Source organism: Paenibacillus albicereus (assembly GCF_012676905.1).
Lineage (GTDB): Bacteria > Bacillota > Bacilli > Paenibacillales > Paenibacillaceae > Paenibacillus_O > Paenibacillus_O albicereus.
In genome coordinates, this window is the sequence record NZ_CP051428.1 from 3,662,721 (window position 1) to 3,675,860 (window position 13,140).

At 66.0% G+C, this 13,140-nt stretch carries 16 protein-coding genes; 6 read left to right on the top strand and 10 right to left on the bottom strand.

Annotated features, from left to right (window positions below):
* Positions 1-184 precede the first annotated feature (184 nt).
* The 5 genes from HGI30_RS16475 to HGI30_RS16495 all read left to right on the top strand — a co-directional run bounded on the left by HGI30_RS16475 (position 185) and on the right by HGI30_RS16495 (position 3,734).
* Entirely contained in the window at positions 185-511 is a 327-nt protein-coding gene (locus tag HGI30_RS16475; protein ID WP_168908557.1) for a YtrH family sporulation protein, read from the top strand.
* Positions 512-520: 9 nt separating this feature from the next.
* Positions 521-1,042, top strand: a complete 522-nt coding sequence (locus tag HGI30_RS16480) for a sporulation membrane protein YtrI (RefSeq protein ID WP_168908558.1) — start codon at positions 521-523, stop codon at positions 1,040-1,042.
* Between the two features lie 244 nt (positions 1,043-1,286).
* Positions 1,287-1,616 carry a YtpI family protein gene (locus HGI30_RS16485; RefSeq protein WP_168908559.1) on the top strand — a complete coding sequence of 110 codons (330 nt, stop codon included), beginning with the start codon at positions 1,287-1,289 and terminating at the stop codon, positions 1,614-1,616.
* A gap of 215 nt (positions 1,617-1,831) precedes the next feature.
* A complete protein-coding gene (locus HGI30_RS16490) occupies positions 1,832-3,232 on the top strand; it encodes a PepSY-associated TM helix domain-containing protein (protein WP_168908560.1) in 1,401 nt (466 codons plus the stop codon).
* Positions 3,233-3,248: 16 nt separating this feature from the next.
* On the top strand, positions 3,249-3,734 hold the full coding sequence (locus tag HGI30_RS16495) for a FixH family protein (RefSeq protein ID WP_168908561.1): 486 nt from the start codon (positions 3,249-3,251) through the stop codon (positions 3,732-3,734).
* A 315-nt stretch (positions 3,735-4,049) separates the two neighbouring features.
* Here the strand turns inward: HGI30_RS16495 and HGI30_RS16500 are convergent, their stop codons facing one another.
* From HGI30_RS16500 to HGI30_RS16525, 6 genes are all read right to left on the bottom strand, one after another.
* The gene (locus tag HGI30_RS16500; RefSeq protein WP_168908562.1) at positions 4,050-4,559 is read right to left on the bottom strand and encodes a TlpA family protein disulfide reductase; all 510 of its coding nucleotides are present in this window, start codon (positions 4,557-4,559) and stop codon (positions 4,050-4,052) included.
* A gap of 140 nt (positions 4,560-4,699) precedes the next feature.
* Positions 4,700-5,464 (bottom strand): heme ABC exporter ATP-binding protein CcmA, encoded by a 765-nt coding sequence (ccmA, locus tag HGI30_RS16505; RefSeq protein WP_168908563.1) that lies wholly within the window; start codon positions 5,462-5,464, stop codon positions 4,700-4,702.
* Complete coding sequence (locus tag HGI30_RS16510; protein WP_168908564.1) at positions 5,457-6,275, bottom strand: ABC transporter permease; 819 nt, start codon at positions 6,273-6,275, stop codon at positions 5,457-5,459. Before HGI30_RS16510 ends, ccmA begins: the two co-directional genes overlap by 8 nt.
* Before the next feature lie 3 nt (positions 6,276-6,278).
* Positions 6,279-6,926 carry a nitrous oxide reductase accessory protein NosL gene (locus HGI30_RS16515; protein WP_168908565.1) on the bottom strand — a complete coding sequence of 216 codons (648 nt, stop codon included), beginning with the start codon at positions 6,924-6,926 and terminating at the stop codon, positions 6,279-6,281.
* The gene (locus tag HGI30_RS16520) at positions 6,923-8,266 is read right to left on the bottom strand and encodes a right-handed parallel beta-helix repeat-containing protein (protein ID WP_168908566.1); all 1,344 of its coding nucleotides are present in this window, start codon (positions 8,264-8,266) and stop codon (positions 6,923-6,925) included. The genes HGI30_RS16515 and HGI30_RS16520 overlap by 4 nt, the downstream gene beginning before the upstream one ends.
* 149 nt (positions 8,267-8,415) lie before the next feature.
* Positions 8,416-9,762 carry a DRTGG domain-containing protein gene (locus tag HGI30_RS16525; RefSeq protein ID WP_168908567.1) on the bottom strand — a complete coding sequence of 449 codons (1,347 nt, stop codon included), beginning with the start codon at positions 9,760-9,762 and terminating at the stop codon, positions 8,416-8,418.
* Between the two features lie 221 nt (positions 9,763-9,983).
* Here HGI30_RS16525 and HGI30_RS16530 point away from each other — a divergent pair, with 221 nt between their 5' ends.
* Entirely contained in the window at positions 9,984-11,006 is a 1,023-nt protein-coding gene (locus HGI30_RS16530) for a hypothetical protein (protein ID WP_168908568.1), read from the top strand.
* Between the two features lie 191 nt (positions 11,007-11,197).
* Here HGI30_RS16530 and HGI30_RS16535 read toward each other — a convergent pair whose 3' ends face one another.
* The 4 genes from HGI30_RS16535 to HGI30_RS16550 all read right to left on the bottom strand — a co-directional run bounded on the left by HGI30_RS16535 (position 11,198) and on the right by HGI30_RS16550 (position 13,103).
* Positions 11,198-11,383, bottom strand: a complete 186-nt coding sequence (locus HGI30_RS16535; protein ID WP_168908569.1) for a YjfB family protein — start codon at positions 11,381-11,383, stop codon at positions 11,198-11,200.
* A gap of 116 nt (positions 11,384-11,499) precedes the next feature.
* The gene (locus tag HGI30_RS16540) at positions 11,500-11,772 is read right to left on the bottom strand and encodes a hypothetical protein (RefSeq protein WP_168908570.1); all 273 of its coding nucleotides are present in this window, start codon (positions 11,770-11,772) and stop codon (positions 11,500-11,502) included.
* A gap of 236 nt (positions 11,773-12,008) precedes the next feature.
* Complete coding sequence (locus HGI30_RS16545; protein ID WP_168908571.1) at positions 12,009-12,353, bottom strand: YlbF family regulator; 345 nt, start codon at positions 12,351-12,353, stop codon at positions 12,009-12,011.
* A 63-nt stretch (positions 12,354-12,416) separates the two neighbouring features.
* Entirely contained in the window at positions 12,417-13,103 is a 687-nt protein-coding gene (locus HGI30_RS16550) for a S1C family serine protease (RefSeq protein ID WP_168908572.1), read from the bottom strand.
* Positions 13,104-13,140 lie beyond the last annotated feature (37 nt).

Below are 13,140 nucleotides of genomic sequence, written 5' to 3' on the forward strand. Positions count from 1 at the left end.
CCGACGCCGCCCCGGCGCGCTTCGCCGGCTGGCGCCCATGGCTCCAGCTCCGACGCCGCCCTGGGGCACATCTGTTCGCTCTTTCGTTCTATCTTATCATAAAAGAGCGCCGCAGTCCCATACAATGGGACAAGGGAAGCGATTCCCATCACTCCCCAGCGGAAAGGTGAGGCGAATGCGTCGCATGAACCTGATCCTGAGCAAGGCCCTGATCGACTGCTTCATCGCCTTCGGCGTCGTCGTCGGAGGCGCGTTGCTTGCCGGCATCGGCTCGGTGCTGGCGTTCTCCCCTCCCAGCGCGATGATGCTCGATACGGCGGACCGGCTGAAAATATGGGCGCTCGTCGCGGCCGTCGGTGGCACGATCGACCCGCTTCGTGTCATTGAAAGCAACATGATGGACGGCCAGCTGTCGCCTGTCGCCCAGCAGCTGCTGTTCATCCTGTGTGCCTTCATCGGCGCCCATGCCGGCACGGAGCTCATCCGCCTCATCTGCCGGGGATCGGGGTGAGCCCGGGCGATGCGGATCCCTCCCTTCGAGCGCTTCATGCGCTTCACGCAAGGCGTCGGCCTCGTGCTCGCCGGCATGGTCATCGGAGCGGCCGTCTACCATTCGCTGTTCCAAGCCCAGTTCGACCGGGCGGCCAACCAGATCGGCCGGCTGGAGGATCAGCTCAACGAGCGCGACAGCGACCTGAGCAAGCTGAACCAGTTCAAGGAGCTGCATTCCGTCATCAAGACGGTGCAGATCCGCTTCGAGGACGGAGGCGACGCGGACAGTCTCGACGAGCCGACGAAATCGCGGCTCAAGGCGCTGCTTCACAAGGACCTGCTCGTCCTCGAAGGACGCAGCGTCTATGAGATCGACCGCGAGTCGCGGCTCGCGCGCGAGCTGCTGGCGGGCAAGGTGTACCGGGACAAGGACAAGAGCTTCACGCTGGAGATCAAGACGGCGCTCGTCGTCGACAACAAGCTCCAGGTATGGGCCAGCATCCGCCGCCGCGGGCCGGAGCTCAGCAGCAGCGGCCAGCCGCAGGGCTGACGCCTGGACGGGCCGCCTCGCCGCCGCCTTCCGCCAGCGCTCTTGACCCGCCGCGCCGGCTCCCGCAGCCCCCTCGGCCGACAGGCATGGCGCTAGGCGCGAGACTGCGTTTCGGTTTCGCCGCGCGGAAGCTTTTGTGATACAATGGCGCAAGGCGAAATGGCTATGGCCGTCCTCTGGCGGCGATGCAAGTTTCGTTCCAAACCCCGGGCTGCCGCCCGTCCAAAGGAGAAATCTCGGCTCTATGAACGACTCCGTCGCCTGGCTGCAATGGGTGCTCATTGCAGGCATCGTCCTCAGCTGCACGCTGTCGGTGCTGAACAGCTTCCGCTCGCGCCGCTCCAAGGACGCGAACCTCAAGATCCTGTACGCCGCGCAGATGAACATCAGCATGGGCTGCATGCTCATCCTGATCGCCCTCATCCAGATGTTCCTGTACGAGGGGTCCACGATCCGCGTCATCGTCGGCGCCGTGTTCATGCTGCTCGGCCTGTTCAACATCTTCGCCGGGCTGCGCAACCGCAGCATCATCCGCGGCGTCATCGCCCGCGCCGCTCAAGGCAAGTCCCGCTGACCTTCCAAGCGCCCCCGCTTCCGGCCTTCCCGGCCGAGCGGGGGCGCTTTTTCCAATCGCTTTTCAAGCGCTTTTTCCCCCTCCCGATTTTTGATATTCGCCCTCCAATCGTCCTCCGGATAGCCTGAAAGAGTCATGTCTCTTTTGCTGCTTGGCTCTATACTGATCCAGTCAACGCGGAATTCATGACATTGAGCCAGGGGGAATCGCCACAAATGAGCACGAAGCTTGAAAACGCAGCGCCGGAGACGAAGGCTCGGCAAAGAGGCCTGCTGCCGGCGCTCTATCAAAGCGTATGGAGGTGGCACTTTTACGCAGGTGTTATTTTCGCGCCGTTCCTGATCCTCCTCGCCGTCAGCGGAGGAGCCTATCTGTTCAAGCCGCAGATCGAAGGCCAGCTGTACAAGGACCTGCTGACGGTCCGGGAAGTGGGCCAGGCCTGGATGTCTCCGGAAGCCTTGACGGCGGCCGTCCGCAAGGAGAACCCGAATCTCGCCATCCAGTCGCTGACGCTCCCGGACGACGCCCGGTCGACGGTCAAGATGAGCGTCGTCCAGGACGGGGTGCCGACTACGCTCTACGCGGACCCGTATACCGGCAAGATCGCCGGGACGATGGATTCGGACAAAACCGTTTCGGCCGTCTTCAAAAAGCTTCACAGCCAGCTGCTGCTGCCCGGAACGCTGCCCAACCGCATCGTCGAGCTGGCCGCCTGCTGGGGACTCGTGCTGACCGTCACCGGCCTGTACTTGTGGTGGCCGCGCGGACGCTTCAGCGTCTGGGGCACGCTGCTGCCTCGTCTCGGCAAGCCCGGCAACCGGCTGTTCTGGCGGGACCTTCATGCCGTGCCGGCGTTCTGGCTGTCGCTGCTCATTCTCGCCCTGATCCTGACGGGCCTGCCTTGGTCCGGCGTGCTCGGCGGCCAGATCGACAAGATCGCCAACGCTACGAACACGAACAACCCGCCCTACGCTTATTCGTTCATGGGAGCGCCGGAGCCGGTCACGCGCGCCAAGGACATCGCCGAGGACATCCCGTGGGCGGCGGAAAGCCTGCCCGTGCCGGCCTCCGCGCCCGGCGGCTACGTGCCGATCACGATCGATGAAGCGGCCGGCATCGCCGAGCGCCAGCAGGTGACGAGGCCGTATACGATTACGATGCCCCAAGGAGAAACGGGCGTCTACACGATCTCTACGGCAGACGCCAAGCCGTGGAACTCGGCGACGCTGCACGTCGATCCCTACAGCGGCGCCGTCCTGACCGACGTCCGCTACGAGCAGTACGGCGCCATGGCCAAGCTCATTTCGATCGGCATCGCTTTCCACGAGGGCAAGCTGTTCGGACTGGCCAACCAGCTGCTCGGCCTGCTCGCCTGCCTCGGGCTGGTCCTGATCTCCGCCGGCTCGTACGTCATGTGGCGCAAGCGCGCTCCGGCCGGCAAGCTGGGGGCTCCGAACAAGCCCAAGGAGAAAAAAGCCGCCATCGGCGTCCTCCTCATCATGGCCGTGCTTGGCGTGCTCATGCCGCTTGTCGGATTGTCGCTGCTGGTCGTGCTGGCGCTGGACGGCCTCGTTATCCGCCGCGTGCCGGCGCTGCGCCGCTGGTTCGCGGCCTGAAGGGAGGAACTCGCAGATGAAACGCAATCGGATCGCTCTTGCCGCCGGCACGCTGCTGGCCGGCGCATCGCTGCTGCTCGCCGGCTGTCAGGCGGACACCTCCGGCCTGGACGACAAGGGCTTCAAGCCTCACCTGACCGTCGACCTCCAGCTGCCGAAGCAGCTGGAGCCGGGCCAGGAAGGCCGCTTTTCCATCGTTGTGAAAAAAGGCGGAGAGCCTTACGACGGCTTCTACCAGGCGCGCTTCCAGCTGTGGCCTGAGGACGGCTCGTCGCCTCCGGTAACCGTCCAGGCGGAGAAAGCCGCGCCCGGAACGTACGCCGTGACCCGGCCGCTCGGCGCGGAAGGCGTGTACCGAATCAAGTTCAACGGCATCTCGGCTGAGTACGAGATCATGCCGTCCAAGCGCTTCGCCATCGGCGCCCATGCCGTCGAGACGCTGGCCGAGATGGAAAAGGCCGGGGCCGCTCCGGCCCTGCCTTCCCCGGGGCCCCATCACTGAGCGGCAGATGGGCCGTCCAACGCCTGCCTGATTGCCCTCGGCAGCCGGGCAGGCTTTTTTTATCCGCCTGCATCATCCCTCCGAGCCTACAGAGAGATCAACAAAAAAACGTCCTGTTCCATTGTCCCTGTCCCGCATGTACGGGAAGGGCAATGAATCAGGACGTTTTTCGTCACGGTTATTCTTCTATTGAAAGGCTCTACCGTTTCAGGAGTGCTCCGGCAACAAGGAAAATCAAAGGCACTCTCGGCTCCCACGGCGTCAATGGGACCACCTGCGGCGACTTCACCGAGACTACATCCAGCCCCCTCGTCTCTACGCAGCCGCAGCCAGCGCAGCCAGCACCTCGTCCGCGCTCGCATACTCGCCCTGGACGATGCGCTCGATCCGGCCGTCCGGCCCGATGACGAACGAGGCCGGCAGCGCCCGCACGCGGAACGCGCCCGCCGCCTCGCCCGCGGCGTCGGAGGCGAGCGGCATCGCGATGCCTGCCGCCTCGGCGAACTCCGTCATCGTCGCGCGGCTGTCGCCGACGTTGATGACGAGCAGCGCCCCGCTGCCGTCCGGCAGCTTCGCCAGCCGGGCCGCAGCCTCGTCGAGGCGCGGCAGCTCGCGCTTGCAGGGCTCGCACCAGCTCGCCCAAAAATGCACGAGCACCGGCTCGCCCTGATAATCGGCGAGCCGCAGCCGCGTCCCGGTGCCCGCCAGCGCCGCCTCGACCTGCGGCGCCGGCTCGCCGACCGCGATCCGGCCGTCGGCCGCTTGGGGAGCGCCGCCGAGCAGCAGCCAGCAGGCGGTCGCGACCGCTCCCGCCGCGAGGAGCAAGCTCAGCCAAGTTCCCGGCCGACGGAGCCGACGGCCGATCCCGCCGGACCTTCCGATCGCTTCAGTCTGAGCGGTCCGGTCGTCGCCAGCCCCTTCAGACCTGGGCCCGGCTTCCCGGCGGCTGTCCTCCGGCGATGGGCTCACGTCCTCCCCCGTCCCGCCGGGTCCTGCGCTGCGCCGGAACCGCGGCTGTCGGTGAAGGCCGCGTGCAGCCCGCCGACGCCGTACTGCTCCAGCAGCTCGGCGACCGTGCCTTGACGGACGGCCTCGCCGCCGCGCAGGAAGACGACCTCGTCCGCGCTCGCTTCGGCGACAGGCAGCTGATGCGTGGAGTACAGCACCGAGTGGCCCTCCGAGCGGAGCTTGCGCACGAGCTCGACGAACGAGTCCATCCAGTACGGATCGAGCCCGTTCGTCGGCTCGTCGAGCACGAGCAGCGGCGGCTTCGCCAGCATCGCCTGGGCGAACAGGAGCCGCTGCCGCATGCCTTTGGAGAAGGCCGTCACCTTGCGGTCGCGCACGTCCGCCAGCCCGACCTCCTCCAGCGCCTCTTCGGTGCGGCGCTTGGACAGCCCCCGCAGCGATGCCCAGAATCGCAGCGTCTCCCAAGCGGTCAGGCCGCGGGAAAACGTATAGTCGTCCGGCATGTAGCCGAGCTTGTCCGCATAGGCGCGCCGATCGTGCTGCCAGCGCAGCCCGTCCACCTCCACATGGCCGGACGTCGGCTGCAGCAGCCCCATGACGAGGCGCAGCAGCGTGCTCTTGCCCGCGCCGTTGCCGCCGCACAGCGCCAGCACGCGGCCCGGTCCGAGCTCCAGCGAGATGTTCTGCAGGAGCGTCTGGCCCTTGATCGTCTTGCCGACCTGCTCGATCCGCAGCAGCGGCTTCGCTGCATCATCAGCCATGTCGCCGCCCCCTTTCCCAAGCCCAGACCGCGATGCCGCCCGCTCCGGCGATCCAAGCGACGCAGATGCCGGCGAAGACCAGCGGTCCCCAGCCGCCTGACATCACCTCGACCCAGCTGTAGTAGTCCGGCCCGAGAATCGAGCCGCCGCCGAGCCGGATGACGACGAACAGCCGCACGAGCTCCGCCGGATTGAACAGCGTCAGCGCGGTCAGCGCCGGCTTGATCCATAGGTACGGCATGTAGCCGAGCGTCGCGATGAGCAGCGTCGGCCACCCGATGACGGTGAAGAACCAGAAGGCGACCGCATACGTCAGCGCTTGCCAGCGGTTCGCCGCCACGGTGCCGATCAGCAGCGCGGCGGCCAGGTACAGGAGGACGAGCAGCAGCGAGAAGGTCAGGAACAACAGCAGCGTCCGCAGGTCGAAGCCGCCGCCCGCAAGCGCTCCCGCGACGCCGCTCGCGCCGAAGGCGAACGCGACGATCGAGCCGAGCACGAGCGTCAGCCCGGCATATTTGCCGGCGATGAAGCTGGAGGTGCGCAGCGGATAGACGGCGAGCAGCTGCCAGCTGCCCTCCTCCTTCTCCGCTGTGAGCGAGAAGCTGCCGATGAGCAGCGTCATGAGCGGCAGCAGGTACAGGATGAGGCTGAGCATCGAGCCCGTCGTGCTCGTGTAGCCGCCGCCGGGGCTTTGCGCCCCGATCAGCAGCAGCAGCAGCGAAAAGACGGTGAACAGCACGAGGAACGAGTAGGACCAAGGGTTGCGGAAGCCGAGCTTGATCTCCCTCCGGGCGACATGGGCCGCATTCATGGCTTAGTGGGCGGAGTCCGCATTAGATGCGTTCTCGCTCATGTCCATGCCGTCGCCTTGGCCCGCGTTGTCGCTCATGTCCATGCCGTCGCCATGGCCCGCGTTGTCGCTCATGTCCATGCCGCCGTCTTGGCTCTCGCCCGCGTCGCCTTCGTGGGAATGCGCATCGCCCATCATCATGTCCTTGTTCTGCTCCCAGCTGTGGCTGCCGAGCTCGGCCGCCGTCAGCAGCTGCCCCTTGCCCTGCTCCTGGGCGAACGCCTCGGCCGCGGCCTTGTCCTTGAAGCTGACGACCCCGTAAGCCATCGGCGTCTTGAAGTCCTTGTCGTAGACATAGTAAGCGTCGCCGTAAGCGATCCACTCCTTGTCGTTGTAGTCGCGGACGTACTCGCCGCCGATTTTCGAGCTGGCGTTTTTCGCTTTCCAATCGTTCATGCAGCCGATGTCGTCGAACTTGAACGTCTTGCCCTCGGTCGTCGTCAGCTGCACGGCGAAGGCGTCGTCCTGGACGGTCATGTTGCAGATCGCGCACTTGTCGACGGACTCGTCGATCGGCACCGGCCCGTATTCCTTGGTGCCGCAAGCCGCCAGCACCAGCATCGTCAGGAGCGCGGCCAACGGCAGCAGCCCCCTCAGGTATCGTTTGCTCATTTTTTTCTAACCCCCACTCGTATAATGGTCGTCGCAGCCAGCAGCAGCACGGCTCCGGCCGCCGCAGTCGCCCCTGGCGAGCCCGTCTCGGACGCCGCGGAGCCCGCGATGGCCGGCGGCTCCATGAGCGGAGCCCGGTCGCGGGTCCAGCCCGCGGCGTCGGCGGCCATGAGGCTTTCGAGAAACTTCATGCCCGGCGACTGGAAAAACAGCTGGAACGCCGGCGTTTCCTTCGTCAGCCGCTGGAAGAACGGGTTCATCGGATAGGCCAGATCGCTCTTGCCGTCTCCGCTCGGGTCCAAGCCCTGGAACGCATCCCAATAGTTGCCCTCGATCCGGTTGCCCGCGCTGCGGTCGGCCATCGTCTCGATGACGTTGGAGACGAAGCGGTTGCCGGCCAGCTCGTTGTCCGCCGAATCGAGCAGCTGGATGCCGACGAAGTTGTAGGAAACGTCGTTGCCCGTCCACGAGTTGTTCGCGGAGCGCTCGATGTAGAGGCCGACGCGGTTGCCGACGAGCTCGTTGCCGGTCACCCGCATGTCCTCGACCTCATAGAACAGCATGCCCTGCGAGTTGACGCTGCCCTGCTGGAGCTTGAAGGCGTTGCCCGCGATCGTCCCGCCGCGCGAGACCATCGCCATGATGCCGGTGACGTTGCGGGAGCCGCGGTTGCCCTCCACGTCGGTGTTCTTGGCATACATCAGATGCACGCCGTAGCGGGAAAAGTCCACCACATTGCCCCGGATGGCCGTGTCGTTGCTGCCCTCCAGGTAGATGCCGTCGAACATGCTGCTGACGCGGTTGTTCTCGATCGTGTTGCCGTGCGACCGGTACAGGTCGATGCCGTTGCGCCGCTCCGAGGCGCGCGCGGAGCGGCCGAGCAGCTCCGGCGTCGCCTCGACCGCGTTGCCGCGGATGACCGTGCCGTCGGATTCCTGCAGCTGGATGCCGATCGTCCTCGTCACGATGCGCAGCTCCTCCACCCGGGCGCCGTCGCCTTCGACGAGCACCGCCGCCGCCTCGCCACCGCTGTCCTTGACGATCGACAGCCCGCTGAGCGAGACGGAGTCCGCGGCAACGGCGACCGCGGGCTTGTCCGGCGCGGCGCTGCGGAGCGTGACGCCCTTGCCTTTGACCGCAAGCGGCTTGTCGATGACGAGCTCCTCGTCATACGTGCCGGGCGGCAGCTCCACCTCGCTTCCCGGCGAAGCCTCGTCGAGCAGCTTCTGCAGCGTCCCGGCCTGGGCGGCCTGGGCGGCCGGAACCGGTCCTGACGCCGCCGCTCCGCCGAGCGCGAGGACGGCGGCCAGCGCCAGGCGATACGCCATGTTTCCGATCATCCTCTCCTCCTTTTCCGTCGGAGCGCTTCCGCTCCAAGCTGCGCCTCATTCCAGCATAATCATCCGCGGACGGCGCGGCATGACCCGATGGAGCTATCGCCTGTGAAGAATTCCCGAACGATAGACGCCGCTGCGCCGGCCATCCGGCTCTAGCCGTCCATCAGCTGCATCGACAGGATCGCCTTGGCGGCGACGCCCCCGGCATCCGACAGCTGGATCTCGAGCTTGGCGTTCTTGCGGCTCAGCTCCAGCACGGCCGGCTCCAGCACGAGTTCGGCGTCGATCGCGACCGGACGGAAAAAGTAGGTCGTCACGCTTTCGACCATATGGTCGCCTCGCCCGCTCTCCCGCACCATGCGCCGCGCCGCTTGCAGCATGAGCGTGGAGAGCACGCCTTCGGAAACGGTGCCCGGCATGCCGGACATCTGGGCGGCGGCGACGCCGGCGTAGCGGAAGCCCTTGGCTGCGCCGCTCGGCTTGAAGCCGGCCAGGATGAGCTCGTCGAACGTCTCGCCGGAGTCGCCCTGGCGGCCGGTGATGCGCATCGCCTCCTGCACCTCCTGCCGCGTGATGACGCCGAGCAGCCGCCGATGCCGGTCGACGACCGGCAGCAGGTCGATGCCCTCGGCCGCCATCGTATGCGCGGCCGACGTCACCGTGATGTTGGGCGCGGCGGTGATCGGATGCCGGGTCATGAGCCGCTCCACCAGCGCGTCCGGCTCGGAGCCGGCGGCGTCCTTGGCGGTCATCATGCCGCTGACGCGCCCGCGCTCGTCGAGCACGGGGAAGCGGAAGCTCCCGGTCAGCCCGGCCAGCCGGTGGAAATCGGCCGCCGTATCGCCATGCTTCAGCACGTCGGCAGGACGGGCGAAGCTCATGATGTCTTCGATGAGGACGATCTTCTGCTTGATGAGGCGGTCATACATGGCGCGGTTGATCATCGAGGCGACGGTGAACGTATCATGGCGCGAGACAATGATCGGCAGCCCCCGCTCGTCCGCGAGCCGCTTGACCTCGGCGCTCGTATCGAAGCCGCCGGTGATGAGCACGCCCGCCCCCTGCTCGAGCGCGAGCCGGTGCGCCTCCTCGCGGTTGCCGACGATGAGCAGGCTGTCTTCATTAATATAGCGGAGCATCGCGTCGAGCTCCATCGCGCCGATGACGAACTTGTGCAGCGTCCGCTGCAAGCCGCCGGAGCCGCCGAGCAGCTGGCCCTCGACGATGTCGGCGACGTCGCCGAACGTCAGCCCTTCCAGCGAGCCGCGCCGGGAGCGGTGCACGCGGACGGTGCCGATTCTTTTTTTGGTCGCGACGATGCCGAGCTCCTCGGCCTCCTTGATCGCCTTGTACGCGGTGCCTTCGCTGACGTCCAGCTCGCGGGCGATGCCGCGCACGGAGATGCGCGTGCCCGGCTCCAGCGCCTCGATGTGCCGGATCAGCTGCTCGTGCTTGGTCATCGTCTCGAGCGATGACGGGGGGTGGGTATCGGGTGGCATGAGGAGTCCTTCCGCCTTTCCTTTCGCTGATGCTTCTTCTTGTACCCTTGATTATAGCGAATTGAGCCGGCGCTGTCTTTTTTGCCGCTTCAGACGGGAGAACGAAGCTGCGGCGTTGAACTTAGGTAAGACAGCCACCAGATTGAACCCGAAAGGAGATGCTCCCGATTCCAATCCGTCACCGCTCACTGCGAAAACCGCTGCTGCTGCTCACCGCCGGCATGATTTTCTTATGGACTCTGGCGCTCGCCCGCAGCGAGCTGTACGAGCGCCATGCTCCGATCCTCTCGACCGGGATGGCGCTCGATCTGATGCTTGTCATTCCTCTGCTGCTCCTGCTGGCTGCTGATCCACCCCGGCGATGGCTTCAGCGGAAGCATTTGACGACTGCTTCCCTGTCGGTGCTGGCCGGGTATTTGGCTTGCCGCTTGATCTTCGACCCGGTCCAGCAGCAGCGCATTGAATGGATCGGCTTCATCCTGCTTCCGCTTGAGCTGCTGCTTCTTGCTGCGCAAGCGGGTTGGCTCTTCTCCTGCCTCGTCCAGGCGCGGCGCGCGGCGCGGGAGCTCCGCCGCACCGAATCCGCGCTCGAAGCCATCCAGCAGGAGACGAGCCGCAAGCTCGGCCATGGACCGGTCGGCGCCTTCGCCGCCCACGAGCTGAGCGTCCTTTACCTGGCCTTCCTTTCCGGCAAAGACAAGCCCTCCATGGCAGACCAGCGAGAATCGGGGCTCTTTTCCGTCCACCGGCATTCCGGCCGCCTCGCTCTGACGATCACGCTCGGCTCGCTACTGATCGCGGAAGGCGCCGCGCTCCACGTGCTCCTCCACTCCTTTTCACCGCTCGTCGCCTGGGCCGCCTCCGCAAGCAACCTCTATTTGCTGCTTCTGCTGCTGGCAGACTGGAAAGCGATGCGCCTCTGTCCCATTCAGATTTCGGACGACGAGCTTCACCTGCGCTGCGGTCTCCAGCTCAGCTGCAAGCTGGCTCCAGGGGATATTCGAACGGTCGAGCGAGTCCGCTTCATCGAGGACGATCCGGCGGCAAAAAAGTCGATCTTCTCGCCGCCCGGCGGCAACGTCAACGTGCTTATCCGATTCGCCCGTCCGATGCCAGCTTCAGGCTGGTTCGGCCGACCGTTCAATTACGAGCTCGCTTACTTGCACGTCGATGAGCCTGATTCCTTTATAGAGGCCTGTCGCCCGTTTCTCGCGCCGCCTGACAAAACGCCGACAAGCTTCTGAGGGTAAACGGGCCTTAACGGCGTTTGACTTCAATCGCTCTTGCGCGCAGGAGCAAAAAAGCCTGGCCCCCCGCTTTTGGCGAGGGGCCAGGCTTTTTTTGAACGGCCTGTCCCGTACATCCGGCTTGCTGCCGGCACCGGTTCGGAATCGGACCGTTCCATAACAGCGGACAGCCGGCGCCAGACCCGAGCCTAGACCTTGATGTCCAGGGAGCCCCCGAGCGTCGGATGCGGCGCCTGGCGGATCATCTCCGCCAGCTGCTGCCCCTGCTGCTCGAACATGTCCTTGGAGATGTTCATGACGCCGGTGCCGACCGCGAGCGCCAGCGCGTGCTGGGTCATCGCGGCCGAAGCGGCCAATCCTTGCGACACGCTCATGGACCGTCAGCCTCCTCTCGTCCGCCTCAAAGGCGGACTATGGAACATATCGGCTGAACGATCGCTTTTCGACACCTCGTCCGGCATGCTCCGCGCCGCCAGAAGCGCGCGGAGACTCAGCCCCGCCCGGCCGAGCGCCTTCGAGCCGTAGCCTGCTCGCGGCTGAACGCCTGCTGCCGGCGGATCGCCGCGACCCGTCGGCGCTCCCGCTCGCGGTCGCTCGCCAGCGCGCGCACATTGGCCGCGATGACGAGCAGCGCGAGCGCCGACCAGAAGACGCCGAACACGGTCGCGGCCGTCCAGCCGCCGCTCAGCTCCAAGCGCGGCAGCGCATAGGCCAGCATGCCGATCGCGGCCAGCAGATAGATGCCGTGCTTCCACTTTCTCATCGCCTTGTTCCTCCCCTTGGCTTGTCTCTTCCACTCTATGCGGGCGGAGGGCAGAACATGACGGGACGCTAGGTGCGGACGACGAGCCAGGACGACAAGCGAGAGCGGCGCCGGAGGAGCAGGGAGACGAAAGGGTCGGAGAAGCCGGGTACGGTGAAGCGGAGAAGACAAAAAAGGCGGCCCGCTCCCCCCGGGCAGGGAGATGGGCCGCCGTGCTTCCGGTTCCGGTCATTGGATTACTCGGAAGAGAGAAGCAGGGACTGCAGGGAACTGCCGATGATGCGGTTGACGTCCTCGACGACGACAGAGAGGCGCTTTTCCGCCTCGAAATACTTTTGCACGAGCGGATTGAGGCTCAGCACCTCGTAGAGGCGGCTCATGCCCTCCAGCTCTTCGGCCGACGGCTCCTCGCCGCTCATCATCCGCTGCTGGAGGTCGACCTGCTTCTTTTGAAAATCGAACAGCATCCGGCGGGCGTCGGGATCGGCGTCGGCGGCGGCGCGAGCGGCGCGCATCGTCTTCGCCTCGTGGCTGTCCTCCAGAGCTTTGGCCAATTCGTAAGCTTTGTCGTATACGTTCATGGCTTCATCTCCCTCGATCATCGCTTAGCCCATCATACCACCCGTCCGCCCTGCGAGGCAAAATCAGCTCCCCGCCCGCAAGCCGTCCGGCAGCAGCGCGTGCAGATCGGACATGCCTGCCGCCAGATGGATGCCGGCCATCGTGCGCAGCGAGCCGGAAATGATGCCGGCCAGCCGGCCTTGCTCGTCCAGCACGGGACCGCCCGACATGCCGCTTGCGATGGCGGCGTCGATCAGCACGCGGCTGCGGCCGCTCACGACCGCGTCGGGACTGCTCACGATGCCCTGCGTCACGATCGGGGTCTGCTTGAGCGGATAGCCGATCGCATAGACGGAATCGCCATGCTCCAGCTTCTCCGCGCGTCGGGCGACGAACGGGTAGCCGCCTCCCGCCTTCGGTGCAGGCAGCTCCAGCACGGCGACATCGGTGCGCTCGTCGTAGCGGACGACCTTCACCGGCGAGACGGCTCTGCCGTCAGCCAGCACGGCCTCCAGCTTCGCCGCTCCTTTGACGACATGATAGGCGGTCGCGGCGTCCCCTCTCGCGGAGAGGAGCACGCCGGTTCCCGTCGCGGCGACCGTGCCGTCCGGCCCGAGAGCCCTCAGGTAGAATACGGCGCCCGAGGCGAGCCGGTAGCTGTCGTCGGCCGCCAGCGGCGCCTGCCGCTCCGCCTGCGTCGTGCCTGCCGCGTACGGTCCCGCCGCCAGCACGGCGGCGAGGACCAGAGCGGCGATCCATCCTTTTTTCATTGCATGGCCATCCTTTCCTTGCTTGAACATGGCGTCG

Bases quoted from the DNA above. Each gene is read 5' to 3' on its own strand.
- HGI30_RS16540 (WP_168908570.1), bottom strand. From the start codon at position 11,772: ATGAGAAAGTGGAAGCACGGCATCTATCTGCTGGCCGCGATCGGCATG.
- HGI30_RS16535 (WP_168908569.1), bottom strand. From the start codon at position 11,383: ATGAGCGTGTCGCAAGGATTGGCCGCTTCGGCCGCGATGACCCAGCAC.
- HGI30_RS16525 (WP_168908567.1), bottom strand. From the start codon at position 9,762: ATGCCACCCGATACCCACCCCCCGTCATCGCTCGAGACGATGACCAAG.
- HGI30_RS16495 (WP_168908561.1), top strand. From the start codon at position 3,249: ATGAAACGCAATCGGATCGCTCTTGCCGCCGGCACGCTGCTGGCCGGC.
- HGI30_RS16550 (WP_168908572.1), bottom strand. From the start codon at position 13,103: ATGAAAAAAGGATGGATCGCCGCTCTGGTCCTCGCCGCCGTGCTGGCG.
- HGI30_RS16530 (WP_168908568.1), top strand. From the start codon at position 9,984: ATGATTTTCTTATGGACTCTGGCGCTCGCCCGCAGCGAGCTGTACGAG.
- ccmA (WP_168908563.1), bottom strand. From the start codon at position 5,464: ATGGCTGATGATGCAGCGAAGCCGCTGCTGCGGATCGAGCAGGTCGGC.
- HGI30_RS16480 (WP_168908558.1), top strand. From the start codon at position 521: ATGCGGATCCCTCCCTTCGAGCGCTTCATGCGCTTCACGCAAGGCGTC.
- HGI30_RS16485 (WP_168908559.1), top strand. From the start codon at position 1,287: ATGAACGACTCCGTCGCCTGGCTGCAATGGGTGCTCATTGCAGGCATC.
- HGI30_RS16510 (WP_168908564.1), bottom strand. From the start codon at position 6,275: ATGAATGCGGCCCATGTCGCCCGGAGGGAGATCAAGCTCGGCTTCCGC.
- HGI30_RS16475 (WP_168908557.1), top strand. From the start codon at position 185: ATGAACCTGATCCTGAGCAAGGCCCTGATCGACTGCTTCATCGCCTTC.
- HGI30_RS16545 (WP_168908571.1), bottom strand. From the start codon at position 12,353: ATGAACGTATACGACAAAGCTTACGAATTGGCCAAAGCTCTGGAGGAC.
- HGI30_RS16490 (WP_168908560.1), top strand. From the start codon at position 1,832: ATGAGCACGAAGCTTGAAAACGCAGCGCCGGAGACGAAGGCTCGGCAA.
- HGI30_RS16515 (WP_168908565.1), bottom strand. From the start codon at position 6,926: ATGAGCAAACGATACCTGAGGGGGCTGCTGCCGTTGGCCGCGCTCCTG.
- HGI30_RS16520 (WP_168908566.1), bottom strand. From the start codon at position 8,266: ATGATCGGAAACATGGCGTATCGCCTGGCGCTGGCCGCCGTCCTCGCG.